This is a genomic window from Viridibacillus sp. NPDC096237 (assembly GCF_050278625.1).
Lineage (GTDB): Bacteria > Bacillota > Bacilli > Bacillales_A > Planococcaceae > Viridibacillus.
In genome coordinates this window covers 18,513-37,935 of sequence record NZ_JBNNTI010000036.1, presented here as the reverse complement: position 1 = coordinate 37,935, position 19,423 = coordinate 18,513, and the positions used below count along the sequence as shown (strand labels likewise).

The 19,423-nt window shown below is 36.9% G+C and carries 16 protein-coding genes and 2 pseudogenes; 4 read left to right on the top strand and 14 right to left on the bottom strand.

The features are described 5' to 3' along the window. Positions 1-725, bottom strand: a 725-nt coding sequence (locus tag ACQKMD_RS17005) for a transposase (RefSeq protein WP_427753442.1), incomplete at its 3' end; no start/stop codon positions are given. Positions 726-978: 253 nt separating this feature from the next. Continuing rightward, complete coding sequence (locus ACQKMD_RS17000; RefSeq protein ID WP_427753440.1) at positions 979-1,896, bottom strand: DMT family transporter; 918 nt, start codon at positions 1,894-1,896, stop codon at positions 979-981. Between the two features lie 202 nt (positions 1,897-2,098). On the opposite strand from ACQKMD_RS17000, the gene ACQKMD_RS16995 reads away from it, so the two are divergent. Then, complete coding sequence (locus tag ACQKMD_RS16995; protein ID WP_427753439.1) at positions 2,099-4,114, top strand: EAL domain-containing protein; 2,016 nt, start codon at positions 2,099-2,101, stop codon at positions 4,112-4,114. 76 nt (positions 4,115-4,190) lie between these two features. On the opposite strand, the gene ACQKMD_RS16990 is transcribed toward ACQKMD_RS16995, so the two are convergent. Next, entirely contained in the window at positions 4,191-4,655 is a 465-nt protein-coding gene (locus ACQKMD_RS16990) for a threonine/serine exporter family protein (protein WP_427753437.1), read from the bottom strand. Between the two features lie 10 nt (positions 4,656-4,665). Next, positions 4,666-5,406 (bottom strand): threonine/serine exporter family protein, encoded by a 741-nt coding sequence (locus tag ACQKMD_RS16985; RefSeq protein ID WP_427753447.1) that lies wholly within the window; start codon positions 5,404-5,406, stop codon positions 4,666-4,668. 241 nt (positions 5,407-5,647) lie between these two features. Between ACQKMD_RS16985 and ACQKMD_RS16980 the strand changes: the two genes are divergently transcribed. Next, positions 5,648-7,021 carry a polysaccharide deacetylase family protein gene (locus ACQKMD_RS16980; RefSeq protein WP_427753436.1) on the top strand — a complete coding sequence of 458 codons (1,374 nt, stop codon included), beginning with the start codon at positions 5,648-5,650 and terminating at the stop codon, positions 7,019-7,021. Positions 7,022-7,088: 67 nt separating this feature from the next. Here the strand turns inward: ACQKMD_RS16980 and abc-f are convergent, their stop codons facing one another. The 8 genes and pseudogenes from abc-f to ACQKMD_RS16940 all read right to left on the bottom strand — a co-directional run bounded on the left by abc-f (position 7,089) and on the right by ACQKMD_RS16940 (position 15,317). Further along, complete coding sequence (abc-f, locus tag ACQKMD_RS16975; RefSeq protein WP_427753434.1) at positions 7,089-8,954, bottom strand: ribosomal protection-like ABC-F family protein; 1,866 nt, start codon at positions 8,952-8,954, stop codon at positions 7,089-7,091. Positions 8,955-9,076: 122 nt separating this feature from the next. Then, positions 9,077-9,208, bottom strand: a complete 132-nt coding sequence (locus ACQKMD_RS16970; RefSeq protein ID WP_427753432.1) for an RAxF-45 family protein — start codon at positions 9,206-9,208, stop codon at positions 9,077-9,079. Between the two features lie 37 nt (positions 9,209-9,245). Further along, positions 9,246-10,457, bottom strand: a complete 1,212-nt coding sequence (locus ACQKMD_RS16965) for an acyl-CoA dehydrogenase family protein (protein ID WP_427753431.1) — start codon at positions 10,455-10,457, stop codon at positions 9,246-9,248. Between the two features lies 1 nt (position 10,458). Beyond that, a complete protein-coding gene (locus tag ACQKMD_RS16960; RefSeq protein ID WP_427753430.1) occupies positions 10,459-11,628 on the bottom strand; it encodes a CaiB/BaiF CoA transferase family protein in 1,170 nt (389 codons plus the stop codon). A gap of 263 nt (positions 11,629-11,891) precedes the next feature. Beyond that, positions 11,892-12,206: a DUF3870 domain-containing protein gene (locus ACQKMD_RS16955; RefSeq protein WP_427753429.1), complete on the bottom strand. Its 315-nt coding sequence runs from the start codon at positions 12,204-12,206 to the stop codon at positions 11,892-11,894. Positions 12,207-12,384: 178 nt separating this feature from the next. Continuing rightward, positions 12,385-12,530 (bottom strand): annotated as a pseudogene (locus ACQKMD_RS16950) (succinate-semialdehyde dehydrogenase (NADP(+))); the annotation flags it as partial. Positions 12,531-12,642: 112 nt separating this feature from the next. Next, positions 12,643-13,815: a saccharopine dehydrogenase family protein gene (locus ACQKMD_RS16945; protein ID WP_427753427.1), complete on the bottom strand. Its 1,173-nt coding sequence runs from the start codon at positions 13,813-13,815 to the stop codon at positions 12,643-12,645. Positions 13,816-13,838: 23 nt separating this feature from the next. Then, positions 13,839-15,317, bottom strand: coding sequence for an aldehyde dehydrogenase family protein (locus ACQKMD_RS16940; RefSeq protein WP_427753425.1), 1,479 nt, complete (start codon positions 15,315-15,317; stop codon positions 13,839-13,841). A 179-nt stretch (positions 15,318-15,496) separates the two neighbouring features. Between ACQKMD_RS16940 and ACQKMD_RS16935 the strand changes: the two genes are divergently transcribed. Further along, positions 15,497-16,288 carry a TIGR00266 family protein gene (locus ACQKMD_RS16935; RefSeq protein WP_427753424.1) on the top strand — a complete coding sequence of 264 codons (792 nt, stop codon included), beginning with the start codon at positions 15,497-15,499 and terminating at the stop codon, positions 16,286-16,288. A gap of 338 nt (positions 16,289-16,626) precedes the next feature. Then, the gene (locus tag ACQKMD_RS16930; RefSeq protein ID WP_427753422.1) at positions 16,627-17,826 is read left to right on the top strand and encodes an MFS transporter; all 1,200 of its coding nucleotides are present in this window, start codon (positions 16,627-16,629) and stop codon (positions 17,824-17,826) included. A 59-nt stretch (positions 17,827-17,885) separates the two neighbouring features. Here the strand turns inward: ACQKMD_RS16930 and ACQKMD_RS16925 are convergent. After that, positions 17,886-18,088: pseudogene (locus ACQKMD_RS16925) on the bottom strand (NAD(P)-dependent oxidoreductase); the annotation flags it as partial. 288 nt (positions 18,089-18,376) lie between these two features. Then, positions 18,377-19,417, bottom strand: coding sequence for a ribonucleotide-diphosphate reductase subunit beta (locus ACQKMD_RS16920; protein WP_427753420.1), 1,041 nt, complete (start codon positions 19,415-19,417; stop codon positions 18,377-18,379). Positions 19,418-19,423 lie beyond the last annotated feature (6 nt).

Genomic DNA, 19,423 nt, shown 5'->3' with positions numbered 1-19,423 from the left:
TTCGCTGAAGTCATCAAGCCACAAATAATATATTGGCTTTTGGTAGAAACAGCGAGATGTGCTTTGAAACCATACCAGGCAAGGTTTTTACCTTCACTATTCTTTTTAATGCCCCACATAGGCGCAATAGGTGCTTCTTGCCAGAGTGTCGCTGTGGTTTCATTTAATTGTGCTTTGATTTCTTTTTGGTAGAGAGTTAAATTGGCTTCTTGTAGTTGTTTTTCTTGAAGCCATTGTTCCTGTTCTTCTTTTGATTTACGTCCGCGCTTTTTAGGCGCTAACTTCTCTTTTTTCGGTGAAGGTTTCTGTGCGTCACGTGCTTCAAAATGCGTCGCATCAATAGCGATGTTTTTATCGTCTAGGAAACCTTCTACCATCGCGAGTTGAATGAGTTGGTCTTGCATTTTACCCAGTATATCGGACTGACTGATCACATGAATCATGCGTGAATACGCAGCTTCAGACGGCACAATATCTGAATGCAGAAAACCACAAGCAAGGCGAAAGAAAGGATCCATTTTTAAACGATGAACCAAATCTTTAATGGTCGGTATACGCTCCACAATACGTGCAATGAGTGACTGGATCATCGCACCGTAATTTGAGAACAAATGAAAGAGTGGTTGTATATCAAATGTCGAAAAAATGGCATCAAATCGATGGATTGGTTCCATTTCATATAATTCATGGATGTCAAAAAGGCTAATTTGTTTTACAATAGTCATAAGGCATTCGCTCCAATCGGTTTAGGTTGTTTTGTCGCTACCATTATACCGAATTTGGGGAGGTGCCTGTTTTTCATTGTCTGAAAGACGTTGATATGACTGAGCTCAGAATTATGAAATTAACTCAAATATATCTAAAAAAGTCTCTTTCACTCCAAAAGTGAAAGAGACCTCTATCTATTTATAAGTAATAAGGTTCGAAATAAATCCACCTATTTTTTCCGCCCTTACAAAAAAGTGCTTTCATCATAATTTAAACAACTTCTTGTTGTTTATCCCCTTCAATGGAAAGCCACGTTACACAAACAAGCATAATTATAATGCCCGAAATTTGCCATAACGCTAGTGTTCTTCCCAACCAAATAACAGAAATGATCATAGCCGTTAATGGCTCCATACTCGACAATACACTCGTCTCTACTGCTGTTATGTATTTCATGCTACTTAAAAATAAGACAAAGGCTACTGTTCCAAAAAAGATAATAGCTACTAACATTAATGCGATTTTCGGATTTAACAATAAATCCCATTCATCTGAACTCCATGCTCGCGAAATTACACCTAATACAATACCACCAATTAGCATTCCCCATCCTACTACAATGAGTACACCCCATTCTTTCATAATAGCTACTGGATATAAGGTATAAAAAGCAAATGTTAAACCAACTGCCAATCCCCATAAAAGCGCTTCAGTACTTACGAGCAATGTTTCAAAGGAAGCATTCGTTAATAATAAAAACAAACCAATAAGCGTCCCTAGAATACCTAGCACTTGATATCGTGGTGGCCATTTACGATTAGAAAATGAAACAAATATGATAATGAAAATAGGTGCCAAAAATTGCAGCAAAGTAGCTACAACCGCATTACTAGCATCAATAGCCGCTACGAATGAATATTGCACCCCTAACATTCCTAAAACACCAAAAACTACTAATTTCCTCCACCAAGCAGGGTACTTCCAAATTGTTATTATATCTTTTCTAGTTAACAGTAAAAAGGATAAAAGTATTACCCCTGCCAAAATGAGCCGGACTGTTAGCATAAATGGAACAGTTAACTCACTATTAGATAATACCCACTCCATGAGTGGCCCTGTAGCGCCCCAAAGCATCGCCCCAGAAATAATCATTACTATCCCTTTTAATCTATGTGACGAATTATTCATACCTACACTCCTCTTTTATGAATATATTTTACTGTATTTAAGATAATTTTTCTCATGTTTCCTACTATTTTAGCCTTTTTATATTGCCTATATTAATATATAATTCTGAATTTCTTTTATATACATTACCTATTACTAATGACGGATGACATTCTTTTCACTATAATGAGAGATATAGAAATTTCAAGGAGTCGTCGCATGCATGAATGAAACTCAAACAATTTTTAGTACAGCAAATTCAGTTTTAAACCAAATGCCCTTTCCAATGATGATTGTTAATCATGAAGGAATCGTTGCAGCATGGAATCGCCAAGCCGAAAAAACATTTGGTTATTCTGCAGATGAAGTTCTTGGTAAATTTATTCCCTTCATCGAAGCAGAGAAAGCAGGACTACATAAAGAAGGTTGGACAAAGCTTTTACGTTCTCCTGAACCTTTACACATCGACAAAATGGCTTTCATGGCAAAAAATAAAGTAGCTATCTTTTCGTCAGCTTTAGCCAAATCATTTACTCTCGAGAACGAACGCTATGTGTTTTTCCATTTTGAAATGACAGATGAGATTCAAAAAGACCCATCACCTTATCAAGAATTAATCAGCATGAAAGCAGGACTAGAAGATTCCTTTATGATGTTAACGATGGATCAAGAGGGTTTAATCAGTTTTGCAAACAACCATTTCTTAAAACGAAGCAAATGGACGCCGAAGCGAATAATAGGTAAAACATTTTGGCAAATGTTCCCTCAAACAGATGACGGAACTTCAGCTGCAAATAATATCTGGACATTCCTAAAAAACGGCAAGACTTGGAAAGGTGAAGTAGAAAAGATGACGAAGGACGGCTTATCCTATTGGGTCGATTTAACAGCCATCCCTATTTTCGTTTCATCTAAAAAACCAGCCTACTTCATCCTGTTAGAAAATGATATTACAGAAAAAAAATTGCTACAACACCGTTTAGAAAAAATCGCATATATTGATCAAGAAACGGGTTTAATGAACCGCTATCGTTTAGAACAAATCGTCACAGATATGATTCAAGAAAAAAGTCACTTTACTTTTGTTTATCTAAGCATCGATAAATTTTACTCATTGAAGGAAATTTATGATGAGCAAACGGAAATTGTTCTTTTACAAGAATTCACAAACCGTATGAAAATATACTTCCAAGATAGCACAATGGCGCGAGTAGGCATAGATGAATTTGTCGTATTAACTCCACTTGGAGAATGGTTTATCCAGGGCTTCCTTGCCTATCTAAAACAACACCCGATTTATGTAAACAATCGTGCGTTACCACTTTCAATTAGCGGTGGTATTACAAAATACCCTGAAGACCAGTCATCATTCTCACATTTAGTGAAAGCCTCACATGCGGCAATTTCTAAAGTGCGTTCTGACGGTGGTGGTAATATTATTAGCTTAACAAAAGCTGATCATAAAGCACTTAGTACAAAGGCCATTATTGAAAAACGCTTACTAATCGCGCTTGATGAAAAGAACTTAAAAGTACTCTATCAACCTCAGTTAAACCTAGTGACGGGCAAAATTACTGGTGTAGAAGCACTCGTACGTTGGGAAGACGAAGAAATTGGTACAGTTACACCAGATGTCTTAATCCCAATTGCTGAAGAAACTGGACTTATAAATGATATCGGTGCCTTTATGCTTGAACAAGCTTGCTTACAAGCAGTGTCTTGGCATAAAAAGGGCTTAGATTTAAAAGTTAGTATTAACTCTTCTGTTCGTGAATTCCGTGATAAAAACATGGTACAACATATTCGAAAAGTATTAGAGAAAACTAATTGTCCTGCCAAACTATTGCAAATTGAAATTACAGAGAAATTTGCATTAGAGGCTGAAGCTGAAACTTCTATTATTCAACAGATGAAACAATTAGAAACGGATGGGATTGTCTTCGTCCTTGATGATTTCGGTACAGGATATGCTTCTTTCCGATATATGCAACTGTTACCATTAGCTGAAATTAAAATTGATAAAACATTTATTTCTACACTGCAATATCAGAAGAAATCGCAAAAACTAATACAAGGTATGATCCAATTTGGAAAATCTATCAATATGCGTGTTTTAGCTGAAGGTGTTGAAACAGAAGAACAACTAGAATTACTTTCATCATTTGGCTGTGATGCAGCACAAGGTTATCATATTAGCCACCCTATCACACCAAAAGAGGTAGAGAACCTTTTAAAATAATGCTTTTTAATTAATAGATACATTTCATAAATAGAATAATGGCCTTCGCTCAAATATGCGAAGGCCATTTATCTCTTTAAACTTCATTCTGTACGGCTTTTGCCTTACGTTTTCGAATTATATTGAAAATAAGTTGCATAAACACCTCTGCAAAGACAAGCCCCATAACAATTGCACCCGTAATAATAAAAGCCTTTGCTGCGTATTGTATGCTTTCAAGATATTCATTTTCAACGACATGCCTCATCGCATTATAAGCCATACCTCCAGGTACAAGTGGAATAATACCCGCAACACTGAAAATAATCATCGGCATTTTAAAACGCCTTGCCAACATATGCGCCACAATGGCAATAACAAAAGAACCTGCAAATGAAGCTACTACAGTATCCATACCTTGCTTCAATAGAGAATAGTATATTAGCCATCCAATGGATCCAACTAACCCACAATGGAACAACATTTTTTTCGGTGCATTAAAAATAATCCCAAAACCAGCTGTTGCTAAAAAACTAAGAACTCCTTGGGTGACCCAAAACATACTATTCCTCCTAAAATGACAATACTAGTGCAACACCCGCACCAATCGCAAATGCTGTTAAAAAAGCTTCCGTTCCCTTAGCTACTCCAGACACAAAATGTCCTGCCATCAAGTCCCGCACTGCATTTGCAATAAGTAAACCTGGTACTAATGGCATTACAGAAGCGATAATAATTTTATCTATTTGAATACCTATTCCAAATCTTACTGTTAAAAAAGCTGTAATTCCGACAAACAATGCAGCTGTAAATTCCGCGAAAAATTTCACCTTCGTTAACTCATGCATTAAAACAAAAAGTAAATATCCGATTCCACCAGCTAAAACCGCTGCAGGGACATCCTTCCAAACACCTTCAAATAAAATTAAAAAACAGCCACTTGCAATAGCCGAAGCGACTATTTGAATCCAAATTGGGAAATATAAATTAGAACGATCTATTCGTTTTAATTCCTCAAACGCTTCTGACAATGTAATTTGCTCTGCAGTTAATCGACGTGATACACCATTAACAAGCGCAATTTTCTCTAAATCTGTCGAGCGTCTGGGTATTTGAACGATTCTTGTGGGCCTTTTATGACCAGCTGAAAATATTATTCCTGTAGGTGTCACAAAACTCTGTGCGGATGTTAATCCTTGTGAATTTGCCATACGTAACATCGTATCTTCAGCACGATACGTTTCTGCTCCACTTTGCATAAGTAATCTTCCAGCTAGAAGAAAACAATCTATCGCACGTTCCTCTTCATCCATTTCAATCACTGTTTTTCCCTGCCCTTCACAAACAAAATTTAGTAAAAAAGCGATATGTAAGTCTATTCATTAGTAAAAAAATGTAATATTTAGCATAGCTAAATGCCCCTTTTTCGCCATTTTTACTTATTTTTCAACAAAAAACGATTTTTTAACATGAATTCAAAAACTTTTCGCGCCACTTTGCCGTCTAATAATATAGAATAGAACACATAATAGTTTTAAAGGAGGTCTTGGGGAAATGACCACATCACGCCCTAAAAAAAGAGGGCTTTGGATTGACACAATATTAATTTGTAGTATTTTAGTACTATCAGCTGTTTTGCTTTTCTTATTTTTAGCACCAAAAAACGACAAAGATTCTTCAGTAACAGATGGGGTCGCTTTAGCAGCACCACCTGAGCACCAAACAAAGGATTCGAAATATACCGGTATTAAAATTGCCTCTATTATTTCAGAAGACAAACGTATACCATATTCAATCGAATATCCTCAAACTGAAGATAAAGCATTTAACAAAGCTATCAAGGATGCCGTTTATAAAACGCGTGATTCCTACTTAGCTAGCATGGAGGAAATACTCCAAAAAGATGCAAAAAAGGTTGGAAAGTTAACAATAACATTTCAAACTTTGCACCATAAAAAGAATTACTACTCGTTTGTTTTAACACAAACTACATATAAAGGTACTGGAAGTAAAGATAAAACTATCCAAACCTTTATGTATGATAAAAAGAATAATAAAGAGTTGTTTTTAAAAAACGTTATAAATAATGAAAATAATCTGGCAAAACTTATACCTTTTGTTGAAAAACAAATGAAAAGTGATGCTCAGTTTAAAACATATATCCAAACAACAAAGTTAAAAAATGCTATAACACCAACGTATTTAAATTATAAGAATTTTGCTTTAACTGATAACTCATTATACATTTATTTTGACGGAGCAAAATTGTCGGATAATAGCAATGCTATCTCAAAAATTAAAATACCACTTTCTTCTGTCAATAGTATACTGGCTAAACCATTCCAATTAAAAGGAATAAATCCAGATGGTACAAAAAAGAAACTAATAGCATTGACGTTTGATGACGGTCCTAACGCAAAAGTAACACCGATAATCTTAAAAACACTTAAGAAATACGATGCGAAGGCAACATTCTTCATGCTTGGTAGCCAAGCGATGTACAATCAAAAGCTTGCGAAAAAAGTTGCTGATGCTGGGCACGAAATCGGTAACCATTCATTTTCACATACGAATTTAGTCACTCTTTCAAATAAGAAGATTAAAGCTGAAATAAACCGCACTAATGAAGAAATTGAAAAAGCTACGGGCGAAAAACCAACGTTATTCCGTCCTCCATATGGTTCGATCAACCAAAGAGTACGTGAACAAAATAAACTACCAGTTATCTTATGGGATGTTGATACACTTGACTGGAAACACCGTAATCCTAAAACACTTTTGACTATGGTCAAACTGTATTCCCATGATGGAGCTATTATTTTAATGCATGACATTCAACCGACAACAGCGCAAGGTTTAGATTCTGTTTTAAATTACTTACAAAAGCAGGGTTATGAATTTGTAACTGTATCTGAGTTAAGAAAATAATCTCATGACATAAAACTAATTATGTTAGCCCTTGATTACACTATGTAATCAAGGGCTATTTTTATGCTCATTCTAATTCTTCCATCCATTGCTCTAATAAAACTTCAAGTTGCATCTCTGCCCGAACTTTTTCTGCTATTAGTTGTTCATATATTTCCCAATCTTGCTCTTGATGAATTTTCTGATTCAGTTGCTTTATAGAACCTTCAATCTGAACAATTACTTGCTCTTTATTTGCATTATTTTTTGTTTGCTTTACTTTAGATGAAGTTTTTTTCTGTTGTTTTATAGACTGTGGTAAGTTTAGAACTTGTTTCTCATCAAACTTTTGTCTTGCCCAATCGTACGGACCCTCATATGTTGTTAGTTGCTGATTCTCAAGCCACACTGTTCTTGTAAACAATTTATTTAAAAAGAAGCGGTCATGCGAAATGGCTAATATTGTTCCTCTAAAGTCTTCTAACGCGTCTTCAAGCACTTCCCTTGATTCTATGTCTAAATGATTTGTCGGTTCATCTAAGATTAGTAAATTAACGTCTTGATGCATGAGCTGTGCTAATCTAAGTCGCATACGCTCACCACCACTTAAATCCGCAATCCTTTTAAAAACATCTGCTCCGTAAAACATGAATTTAGCTAAAATATGACGAGCATCACCTTCCGTGACAGAAACTTCATCACGAAAAACATCGATCAGACGTGCTTTAGGCTTATCAATTTGAAAATGCTGCGAAAGATAGCCAATTTTCACTTGGCTACCTAACTTACATGTCCCCGCGTCTATTATTGTCTTATTCAGTAACATATTCAAGATAGTAGATTTTCCAGTCCCGTTGCGCCCGACAATTGCCATATGCTCTTGCCAAAGAAGTTGTAAATTCACATTTTGAAGTAATACCTTATCTCCAAAAGACTTCGTGACATTTTCTAGTACGGCAACTTCCTTACCACTGCGAGGAGCAGCTTCAAATGATAAATCCATCTTTTTAGGATCAATAATCGGCTTACGAAGCTTATCAATACGTTCTAGGGCCCTCTCCATATTACGTGCACGTCGATGCATCGCTTCATTCGGTGGATTGGCCTCATTCGCCCATTGTCGCATGCGTTTGATCGCCTCACGCATCTTCTTCATCTTCTTTTGTTGTTCTTCATATTGTTGAAACTCCCGCATGAGACGCGCTTCCTTTTCAACACAAAAACCTGAATAACTACAATGATAAATTTGCAACTCGCCTTGCTCTAAATCTGCAATTTTCGTGACAACCTTATCTAAAAAATAGCGATCATGCGAAATTATCACAACTGTCCCTGTATAGTCGACCAAATATTGCTCTAACCATTCTACAGCAAACAAATCCAAATGATTTGTCGGTTCATCTAATAGTAGTAAATCTGGCTTCGTTAAAAGCAATTGACCAAGCATAATTTTCGTCTTTTCTCCGCCGCTAAGACTGTTAAAGGGCTGTTCTACAAAATTATTTAACTGAAGTCCATTAATGACCATCTCAATTTGAGCTTGCATACTATAACCTTCTGCTAATGTGAAGCGTTCTTGTATATCGCCATATTGAACTAGATAGCGCTCTAGTTGCTCAGATGTCGCCGTGGACATACTTTCTTCAAGTTCTTGCATTTGGTGCTGTAAACCAAGTAAATGCTTAAATGCCTGCGATAAAATGTCCTGACCTGTAATCGCTTCTGCAAATAGTGGTATTTGCGCTAAATAACCAATTTTGGTTCCTTTTTTGAAATGAATTTCCCCTTGGTCTGGCGATTCTACTCCTGCAATAAGCTTGAATAACGTCGTCTTTCCCGAGCCATTACGCCCTACAATTCCTAAACGATCTCCCGTTTTAATATCTAATACTATGTCTTCAAAAATACTATTTCCGCCAAGCATTTTACTTATATGTTGAATTGTACAAATCATGATTGATTACTTCCTTCCGTATGATACAGCTGAAAGCACTCGTTTATTGCCAAAACAAAAAGACTGCCTGATTAACAGACAGTCTTTTACGCCTTAAAATATGGCTTAGAAAGAATGGCTAATCAGCTGTGGTTTATTTGATTTTGTTGAAAAATGGGCGCACTTATCCCTTTGTTCGCAAAATCGAAAGAAATTGCACATGTAATTGGCAAAAATTCCAAATTATAAACATATGCATCCACAACGTTTTTCATTCTTTCCTCACCTCCGTTTCGAATAATTATGAATAGTCTAACATAATTGATGATCAATTTCAAATGGCCATTTAGGTAGCATTTGATTCAATGGCTTATCTTCACGTTCTCCCAATACATAATCCGCTTGCATTAGCGTATGGATTTCACGTGTTCCTTCATAAATTACAGGTGCTTTTGAGTTACGAAGGAAACGGGCTACTGGGTATTCATCTGAATATCCGTATGCACCATGAATTTGCAACGCATCATCTGCTGCTTTATTGGCAAAATCACATGCCTGCCACTTTGCAAGAGACGTTTCCCGTGTATTTCGTACACCTTGATTTTTCAATTGACCTACACGATAAACTAACAGGCGGCTCATCTGATAACCAGCTTCCATTTTCGCAATCATTTGTTTAACAAGCTGATGCTGTCCGATTGGTTTGCCGAATGTGTGGCGTTGATGGCAGTATTTTACGCTCTCTTCTATACATGCCATCGATAAACCAACTGCCCCTGCTGCTACTGTAAAACGACCATTATCTAATGCTGCCATTGCAATTTTAAATCCTTCTCCCTCTTCACCTAATAAGTTTTCTTTAGGTACCTTTACATCCTCGAAGAATAGCTCACCCGTGTTACCCGCACGAATGCCATATTTCCCTTTTATCGCTTTCGAAGAGAAGCCTTCCCACGTACGCTCTACGATGAAAGCTGAAATTCCTTTGTGCTTTAATGAACGGTCACCTGTATATGCAAATACGATGAAATAATCGGCTACATCACATAAAGAAATCCATGTTTTTTGACCATTTAAAATATAGTGGTCACCATCAAGCACTGCATGTGTAGACATAGCTGCTACATCAGACCCCGCTCCGGGTTCAGTTAAACCGAAAGCGCCTATTTTAGAGCCTTTAGCTTGAGGGATGAGATACTTTTTCTTTTGTTCATCATTTCCCCATTGCAGGAGAGTCATACTATTTAAGCCCGTATGCACTGATACAGCTGTACGAAACGCTGTGTCACCACGCTCAAGTTCCTCACAAACGATAGCTAATGAATTATAATCCATTCCACTACCTCCGTAAGTTTCAGGTATGCACACGCCCATTAATCCTAAAGCCGATAACTTCGAGAAAATTTCCGGATCAAACTTGCCTTGACTATCCCACTCACTGATATGAGGCATGATCTCTTTATCAACAAAAGCACGCACTGTATTTCTCAACATTTTTTGCTCTTCTGTAAATTCAAAATTCATATTAACTCTCTCCCTTTAGTGTTATTTTTTCAAATAAAGGCTGTAAAATTTCATCGTTGTGCTCTCCTGGATTTGGTGGATGATGTCTGATTGTCACAGGCGTTCTTGATAATTTCAATGGGCTCCCAATCATTTTAATTGGACCTATCGTAGGGTGATTATAAGAGATGAACATATTACGTGCCTGTAACTGTTTATCCTGTTCAACCTCTTGTATATTTTGAATCGGCCCAGCTGGTATATTCTTTTCTCTGCATGCTTTATACCAATGAGCTGTAGATTCCTGTAAAAAAGCTGTTTGCAATAAAGGAATTAGCACATCACGTTGCTTTACGCGATCTGGATTAGTAAGAAAACGTGTATCCTGTGCATATTCAGGTACCTTCAATACTTCACAAAGTGTCGCAAACTGCTGATCATTTCCTACTGCAATAACCATTTCACTATCGGCTGTTTTAAATGTCTGGTACGGTACGATATTAGCATGCGCATTACCAAGTCTAGCTGGAATATTGCCTGACATTAAGTAACTACTTCCCACATTGACTAGCGCGCTCACAGCGGCATCATATAAAGCGATATCGACTTTTTGACCGATTCCTGAGCGACTACGTTCTAGTAATGCAGATTGAATACCTATACATGCGTACATACCTGTAAGTACATCTGTGATCGCTACGCCCGTTTTTTGTGGGCCGGATTCTGTTGTCCCTGTAATACTCATAAGGCCACTCATCCCTTGGATAATAAAATCATATCCCGGTAAATAGCAATCTGGCCCTGTTTCACCGAAACCGGTAATAGAACAATAAACAATACTTGGATTTATCTCAGCTAGCGTTTCGTAACCTAATCCAAAGCGCTCCATAGTCCCTGTTTTAAAGTTATTAATGATGACATCGCTATCTTGTACGAGTCTTTTAATAACCTCGCGTCCCTCTTCCTCTTTCAAATTGAGTGTGATTGCCTTTTTATTACGATTTGCTGTTAAATAATAAGCACTTACATCACCTTGGAATGGAGGTCCCCATTTTCGTGTTTCATCAAAACTATCAGGAGCTTCTACTTTAATGACCTTAGCTCCTAAATCACCTAAAATCATCGTGCAGTACGGTCCTGCAAGCACTCGAGATAAATCGATTATACGGATATTTTCCAAAGCACCCGACATCCTGTCACCTCTCTTCTCAGGTCAATAAAAAAGCCAATTCAAAAAGACTCCAGTGAATATACTGAGTGTCGAATTGAACTGGCTCTTATCTGTGTTATAAAACCCGGCTAGGCTTCAACAGATTAGACAGTATTGGCTTTCTATTACCATTGTTACTTCATCACACGTAATAAACATTTTGTACGTTTCAACATGATTTATTACCTCTAATTTTACTACACTATTCTTTTTTTGTAAATTTATAACTACATGAAAATTCTGAATTATTTTGTCGATTTGATAGATTCATATTGTTTATATAAATCTTTTAATGCCGACATTAATGCGTTTCCTGCTTTACCTAAGTAATGTGTTTTCACGGCCTCTACCGGTTGTGTTATACCATCTTGCAAACTATGGCCTTTTAGTAATTGCTCAACAAATGTTTTCCCATGCTGCGTCGCTAATGTGCAACTTGCTGCAACGATTACCCCATATTTTTTATCAATTTCTGCAGTGATTGTTAGTGTCTCATAAATATTTTGTGCAGCCATACCAGTTGGTAGCCTCGCATGTCCTGCTATAAAAATTGTGTTCATAGTCGTTCAACTCCTTAACACATTTCCCTTAAAAACATTTCCAAATTATATGAAAATCATATAATACTTATTATCAATTTGAAAGTCTTTTACTCTATAAAACGACCTCAATATCAAGGTATAAACGATTTACACAAAAAAGAGGGAACTATCCAATTTACAATAGTCCCCTCTTCTATTAATAAATACCAATTGAAACGTATTGTGATTCTAAAAATGCTTCGATGCCTTCGCGACCTATACCACTTTCCATCATACCTCCAAATGGTGGTGTACTGATGGTACACCACCATTCCAACCAATAATACCGTAATCTAATTTTTCGATGAGTTTTGTCCCTTTAGTAAGTTCAATCAAAAATATGAGTTTTTAGCTATTTTATTAGATTAATATTTAGGTTTTATCTATGATATAGAACTTATATTCAGAGTTAACTTTAACCCTTTACAATATTAGCTGAACGATGCTTAGATTCTTTGATAGATACTCCACGTTTTTTCATTTCTTCCATGTATTTTTCGCCTGGAACTACTTTCTCTGGTGGATAAACTCCACGTTTTGAAATCGTACCATCGCCTACTAACTGAGCAACTACTGAAATTGTATTTGCAGTTGCTAACGCCATTGCTGTTTCATTTGTTTCTTTGTCTTTCTTGATAATCAATTCATATTCATATGAAACAAACTCATCACCTTTTTCGCCCGAGACAATCACTCGTAACAATACCGCATCAGTTTTATCACCAAGGGCCATTTTAGTTTGTAACACTTCACGTAATACATCTCGTGCTTTGATGATTTGACCATCTACATTAACTGTTGTGTCCTTATTCGTTAAACCTAAATCTACGAGTAGCTGGAACTTTTCCGCATGACCTTGATAGCGAATTGTTTTGTATTCCAACGTTTTCACATTTGGGAAGGTCTGTGCCAAAGTAGATAATCCTCCCGAAGTATGGAAAGCCTCAAGTCCGTTAAAGCCATCAAAATAAATCTTTTCTATCTCTGATAATGAAGCAATTTCCTTTAATCTCCCACCACGAATTACATGTGAAGGGTCAGTATAATGGTCGAATACCCCTTCTAGAGAAAACACAATGTTATAATCCAACGGTGGTTCTTTTTCTACCGGAATTCCTCCAACAAAAATTTTAATGGAGTTAACATTATCTAATTTTGATGCTCCATAACCAGTTAAAATGTTTATCATTCCTGGTGCAACACCTAAGTCTGGAATAATTGTAATACCTTTTTCCTTAGCCTCATCAGATAACTTTAAAACAGCATTTGTTGCACCGCCAATGTGCCCACCAAGATCGACTGAATGCACACCCACTTCAACTGCCATACGTGCAACTTTTTCATTGAATGTATAAAATAGGGCGTTAATCACTACATCTGCCTTTGCCATGACCCATTTTAATTCCGTATCATCATTGGCATCTAGATGTAGCACTTCTAATTTATCTGACTTCAACAACTCAACAAATAATGTTGTTTGCCCGACATCTAGATCTGCTAAGTACACCTTTTCAACTTTGTCATTTTTAACTAAATCACGCGCTACCTCTTTCCCCATTAAACCTGCACCTAATACTGCTACCTTCATCTGATTGTCCCCCTTTTTTGTTATTATTCCGTATCAATTTGTGCCCGCTGCAACTTTCCACTGTAATCGATGTATATACTTTTCCATTCAGTATAAACATCAAGTGCTGCAACACCAGAATCACGATGACCATTCCCTGTTCCCTTTGTGCCACCAAAAGGTAGATGAATTTCCGCACCAGTTGTACCAGCATTGACGTATACAATACCCGTATCTAAATCACGCTGCGCTTGGAATGCGCGATTAATATCTTGTGTAAAAATGGCACTTGATAGCCCAAATTGCACACTATTATTGACTTCAATAGCTTCTTCTAAACTTGCTACTTCGATCAATGAGACAACCGGTCCGAAAATTTCTTCCTGTGCAATACGAGCATTCCATTTCACATCGGTAAATAATGTTGGTGCGTAGTAAAATCCTTGATCGAAAGACAAACCAGTTAATATATTGCCACCTGCAAGCAACTTCGCACCTTCTTGTCGTCCAATTTCTACATAACTATTAATCTTGTGTAAAGCGGTTTTATTAATAACCGGACCAATTTTCACTGACTCATCTAAACCATCACCAATTGTTAATAGTTGCATAGCTGTTAGGAGGCGTTCTTCCAGCTCTGCTTTTACATCTTTATGCACAATCACTCGACTACATGCTGTACAACGTTGACCCGCTGTACCAAATGCACTCCACAGAATACCTTCAACAGCCAGTTCTAAATCAGCATCATCCATGACTATCACTGCATTTTTGCCACCCATTTCTAAAGAAACTTTCTTTAAATGGCGGCCGCCCAACTCCGCTACCTTACTACCCGTAGCAGTTGAACCTGTGAACGAAATGACTTTGACGTCTGGATGCTCGATTAATGCCGTTCCAACTTCTGAACCAGAACCAAAAACAACATTAGCCACGCCATCAGGTAAACCTACTTCTTCAAAAATTTTAGCCATTTCATAAGCCATCATTGGCGTTTCGGTTGCAGGCTTCCAAATGAACGTGTTTCCTGCAACAATTGCAGGGAATGATTTCCAAGTCGCTATTGCAACAGGGAAATTCCAAGGTGTAATTAGGCCAACGACACCAATTGGAGAACGGACACTCATCGCAAATTTATTGGCTAACTCTGACGGCGTTGTTTCCCCAAACAATCGTCGCCCTTCTCCAGCCATATAAAATGCCATATCGATACCCTCTTGCACTTCTCCTCGCCCTTCTTCAATAACTTTTCCCATTTCTTTTGTTAGCACCTGAGCTAAATGTTCTTTCTTTTCTTTCATCCTTAAACCAATTGCATACAAATAATCTGCGCGTTTCGGCGCTGGTACTAGTGCCCAACTTTTTTGAGCCTTTTTTGCAACAGCTACCGCTTCTTCCACAACTGCTGTTGAAGACATAGGCACTTGAGCCAATTCCTCACCATTTGCAGGATTAATAACAGGTACGAATTTTAGATCTTCAGAGGCTACCCATTGACCCCCAATAAAGTTTTGCAACTCCACATTCATTCCTCCCTTTAAATGAAAACGCTTTCTTGTATATATTTTCTACAAAAAACCGAAATATCCTTTATTTTTATTAAATTAGAAATGTTTGTTTTTTAACATTGAACTCATGAAACCTTTCAAAATCTCGAATCGTATTATTAATAGTATCTGAAAGAAGCGGAGGAATAATCAATATGAATAATCATGAAATTGATTTCAAATTATACGGCGATGATATGCAATTTGTAGAGGTTGAGTTAGATCCACAAGAAACGGTTATTGCTGAAGCTGGTGCATTAATGATGATGGAAGATGGCATTTCCATGGAAACTGTTTTTGGCGACGCTTCAAATAACGGCGGTGGCTTCATGGGTAAATTAATGGGCGCCGGAAAACGCCTTATAACAGGTGAAAGTTTATTCATCACAACATTCACAAATGAAGGAATAGGTAAAAAACATGTTTCCTTTGCGTCTCCTTACCCGGGGAAAATTATTCCGTTAGACTTAAGTCAGTATAACGGCAAAATTATTTGTCAAAAAGACGCTTTCTTAGCTGCTGCCAAAGGTGTCGAAATTGGCGTTGAATTTCAACGTAAGTTAGGCACGGGTTTCTTCGGTGGTGAAGGTTTCATTATGCAAAAACTTGAAGGAGATGGCATGGCTTTTGTTCATGCAGGCGGTACAATCATTCAAAAAAAACTACAAGTTGGTGAGACTTTACGTGTAGATACAGGATGTCTTGTCGCAATGACTGCAGATGTTGATTACAATATCGAAATGGTCAAAGGCGTAAAAACTGCCCTTTTTGGCGGTGAAGGACTATTCTTCGCAACACTTCGTGGACCAGGAACTGTCTGGATTCAATCACTACCATTTAGCCGTTTAGCAAGCCGTGTATTCGCAGCCGCTCCACAAGTACCAGGCAACAAATCAGTAGACGAGGGCGGTATTGGCGGAATATTCAACATATTCAGCGACAAATAACTGCTAAAAATGCTCGTCCCAAAATTTCAACTGAAGACTTAACCTACTCTATTGTTAGAGTGGGTTATTTTATTACAGAGTAAGATTCTCCATTCGACCTGTCCAGAAAAACTATTTACCTGTACTCTCCTACTAGAAATCATTTTTATCACCAATGGATATTATATCCAAATATATTTTAACTCCTTCATGTCCTCGTGTTATACTTACAATAATTTCAAAAAAGGAGTGGACGAATATGAAAAGCACTTTACTGACTTTCAAAGACAACTCGGAGGGCATGCTGTCTTAATAATGAGAGTTTGACCTCCATTATTTCATAATACGGAGGAACAAAATTGAAAACACAACGATTTTATTATGCAATCACAAGTTTACGTTCACTGTTAATACAAATGGTATTCACACTGAACGCAATTTATTACGTTATAAATGCAGGATTAAACCCTTTACAACTGGTACTTATTGGAACGATTATGGAGGTAGCCGTATTTCTTTGTGAAATGCCAACTGGCTTGGTTGCTGATCACTTCGGCCGCAAACGTTCTTTATTCATTGGGACTTTGATTATTGGCATTGCACATTTACTTGAAGGGATTTTCCCTTCATTTTGGCCGATTGCTATCGCTTCTGGTTTGTGGGGAATAGGTTGGACGTTTATAAGCGGTGCTGAAGAGGCATGGATTGCAGATGAATTAGATGGTAAAAATTTAGATTCAGTATTTCTAAAAGGTGCTCAATTCAGGTCTTTAGGTAGTTTTATTGGTATTTTACTAAGTGTTTGTATTGCTACTGTATTTTCAGTACAGGTAACGATTATTATCGCTGGGATATTATTAATATTGCTAGCTTTCGGTGCTTTGTTCACAATGCCGGAGACAAAGTTTGTCAAAATTTCACGAAAACAAGATATATCTGCCATTCGTCATTTAATAACAACCATTCGACACGGCGCGCGACAAATCAAAGGAAATACAACGCTCGTAAGTATCGCGATAATAACTATACTTTTGGGATTGGCGAGTGAAGGTTTTGATCGGTTATGGGGTGCCCATTTCATTGAAAACTTCCGTTTACCTGAGAACGAATCAATCTACTGGTTTGGTGCTTTTTTTGCAGTAGCGCACTTATTAAACATTGTCGTTTTAAAATTTGTGGAAAGGCGTTTTAATAAAAATTATCCTGTCATTCTTTTGACTGCTAATGCTTTATTAATAGTAGCAATGCTTGCATTTGCCTTTAGCTCAAACTTTTTGCTGGCACTTCTAACGTTTTGGATAGCTGGTGCTCTTCGCGATATTAACTACCCGCTAATGAGTGTATTGACAAATGAAAGATTAGAAGCACAAGGTCGCGCAACTGCTTTGTCTATGTTCGGGCAACTTGATGCAATTGGACAAATTGCTGGAGGACCTATCATTGGCTTATTAGCACTATATACAACAATCGCTAGTGGTATTGCATCTACTGTACTATTTATTTTACCAATTCTATTCTTCTTAGTACTGATGCAAAGAAATGCTTCCAAGTTAAATTAAATATTTTACGACAAGAAAATGTGCCGTGGCTTAAAGAATCCTCCCTGCACATTTTCACATTACTTTACTTTATTCTTTATTTCTTTTCCTTGTAAACACGTTATAAGTGACTCAACGTTTTTTGCCATTATATTATTTCTTGTGCGAATGGAGGCACTACCTATATGGGGAAGCACTACGACATTCGGTAATGTTAATATTGGATAATCGTTGGGACTGGCTCTGTTTCAAATACATCAAGCCCTGCTGCCCAAATTTCTTTGTTTATTCTTCAGCGATTTCCCGTAGTGGTGCAATGCCCTCATCTGGTAATTGTCTATTAATCCAAAATAAGGGTTTAATTCAAACTTCCTCCTTTAAAAAACTTATCATATTCTCTAAAAATTCTGATGAAAAAGCATATAAATACTGTCTTTATAGGCAAAATTTCAAATGTCTATTAAGACAGTATTATCAATTAAAATTTTCTCACCTTTGTTTTTAACTATTTGCTAGAGAAAAAAATGAGCGCTATATACAGCGCTCATCTTCAGATTAATATTTATCTTTTTTATAGTTCATCAAAACCATTATCTTGAACATTTACCTTTACGTATTGACGAGAACGTTGTTCAAAGAAATCCGTTTTTCCTAAATCAACATCTTCATATGCTTTAATCCATTTCATCGGATTTTTTCGGTATCCTTCGAATGGTCTTTCATAACCTAATTGTGAACAACGGACATTTGTATAGAAATAAATATAATCTTCCACATCATCCACATCTAAGCCATCAATTTTATCGCCAATTACTTCATTAGCCCATTCAATTTCAAGTGCAGCTGCTTCCCTGAAGATTGCTTCAACTTGCTTTGCACGTTCTGGCGTATCATATTCAGGATATTCTTCTAATAATTCTTTATAAATTTTAACGAAAAGATCGACGTGAAGCTGTTCGTCACGATTAATATAGTTAATCATCGTACTCGTTGCTACCATTTTTTGATTGCGTGCTAAATGGTAGAAAAATGCGAAGCCCGAATAGAAGAATAAACCTTCTAATATAACATCATAGACGATGGAATTTAACATATGGTCGATATTCGGCTCTTCAGAAAATGTTTTATAACCTTTAATAACGAAATCGTTTCTTTTTTCCAAGACGGGCTCTGTACGCCAGAAATCAAATACTTTATCTTGCTCATCTTTTGATACTAAACTTGAAAGGATGTAAGAGTAAGAGTGATTGTGAATTACTTCCTGTTGTGCAAGGATAATCATTAAAGCATTTAAGCTCGAATCTGTTAAATAATCCGCTACTTTTCCTGCGTAATCTGTTTGAACGCTATCTAACATTGCAAGTAATCCGATGGTTTTCATAAACGCTTCTTTTTCATTCGCTGTTAATGTTGGGAACTCTTTAATATCGTTCCCCATATTAATTTCGAAAGGTGTCCAGAAGTTACCTAGCATACGTTTATATTTTGGATATGCCCAGCTAAAGCGAACATCATCCCAGTTTAATATATTAGAAGAACTCCCGTTTACAATACCTGTTGAACAGTTAGGAGCTGTTTTATCCATTAATTTTCGTTGTTCTAGCTTTGTCATTTTTAA

Coding starts and splice junctions, on each gene's coding strand:
- ACQKMD_RS17000 (WP_427753440.1), bottom strand. CDS start 1,896: ATGAATAATTCGTCACATAGATTAAAAGGGATAGTAATGATTATTTCT.
- ACQKMD_RS16995 (WP_427753439.1), top strand. CDS start 2,099: ATGAATGAAACTCAAACAATTTTTAGTACAGCAAATTCAGTTTTAAAC.
- ACQKMD_RS16990 (WP_427753437.1), bottom strand. CDS start 4,655: ATGTTTTGGGTCACCCAAGGAGTTCTTAGTTTTTTAGCAACAGCTGGT.
- ACQKMD_RS16985 (WP_427753447.1), bottom strand. CDS start 5,406: ATGGATGAAGAGGAACGTGCGATAGATTGTTTTCTTCTAGCTGGAAGA.
- ACQKMD_RS16980 (WP_427753436.1), top strand. CDS start 5,648: ATGACCACATCACGCCCTAAAAAAAGAGGGCTTTGGATTGACACAATA.
- abc-f (WP_427753434.1), bottom strand. CDS start 8,954: ATGATTTGTACAATTCAACATATAAGTAAAATGCTTGGCGGAAATAGT.
- ACQKMD_RS16970 (WP_427753432.1), bottom strand. CDS start 9,208: ATGAAAAACGTTGTGGATGCATATGTTTATAATTTGGAATTTTTGCCA.
- ACQKMD_RS16965 (WP_427753431.1), bottom strand. CDS start 10,457: ATGAATTTTGAATTTACAGAAGAGCAAAAAATGTTGAGAAATACAGTG.
- ACQKMD_RS16960 (WP_427753430.1), bottom strand. CDS start 11,628: ATGTCGGGTGCTTTGGAAAATATCCGTATAATCGATTTATCTCGAGTG.
- ACQKMD_RS16955 (WP_427753429.1), bottom strand. CDS start 12,206: ATGAACACAATTTTTATAGCAGGACATGCGAGGCTACCAACTGGTATG.
- ACQKMD_RS16945 (WP_427753427.1), bottom strand. CDS start 13,815: ATGAAGGTAGCAGTATTAGGTGCAGGTTTAATGGGGAAAGAGGTAGCG.
- ACQKMD_RS16935 (WP_427753424.1), top strand. CDS start 15,497: ATGAATAATCATGAAATTGATTTCAAATTATACGGCGATGATATGCAA.
- ACQKMD_RS16920 (WP_427753420.1), bottom strand. CDS start 19,417: ATGACAAAGCTAGAACAACGAAAATTAATGGATAAAACAGCTCCTAAC.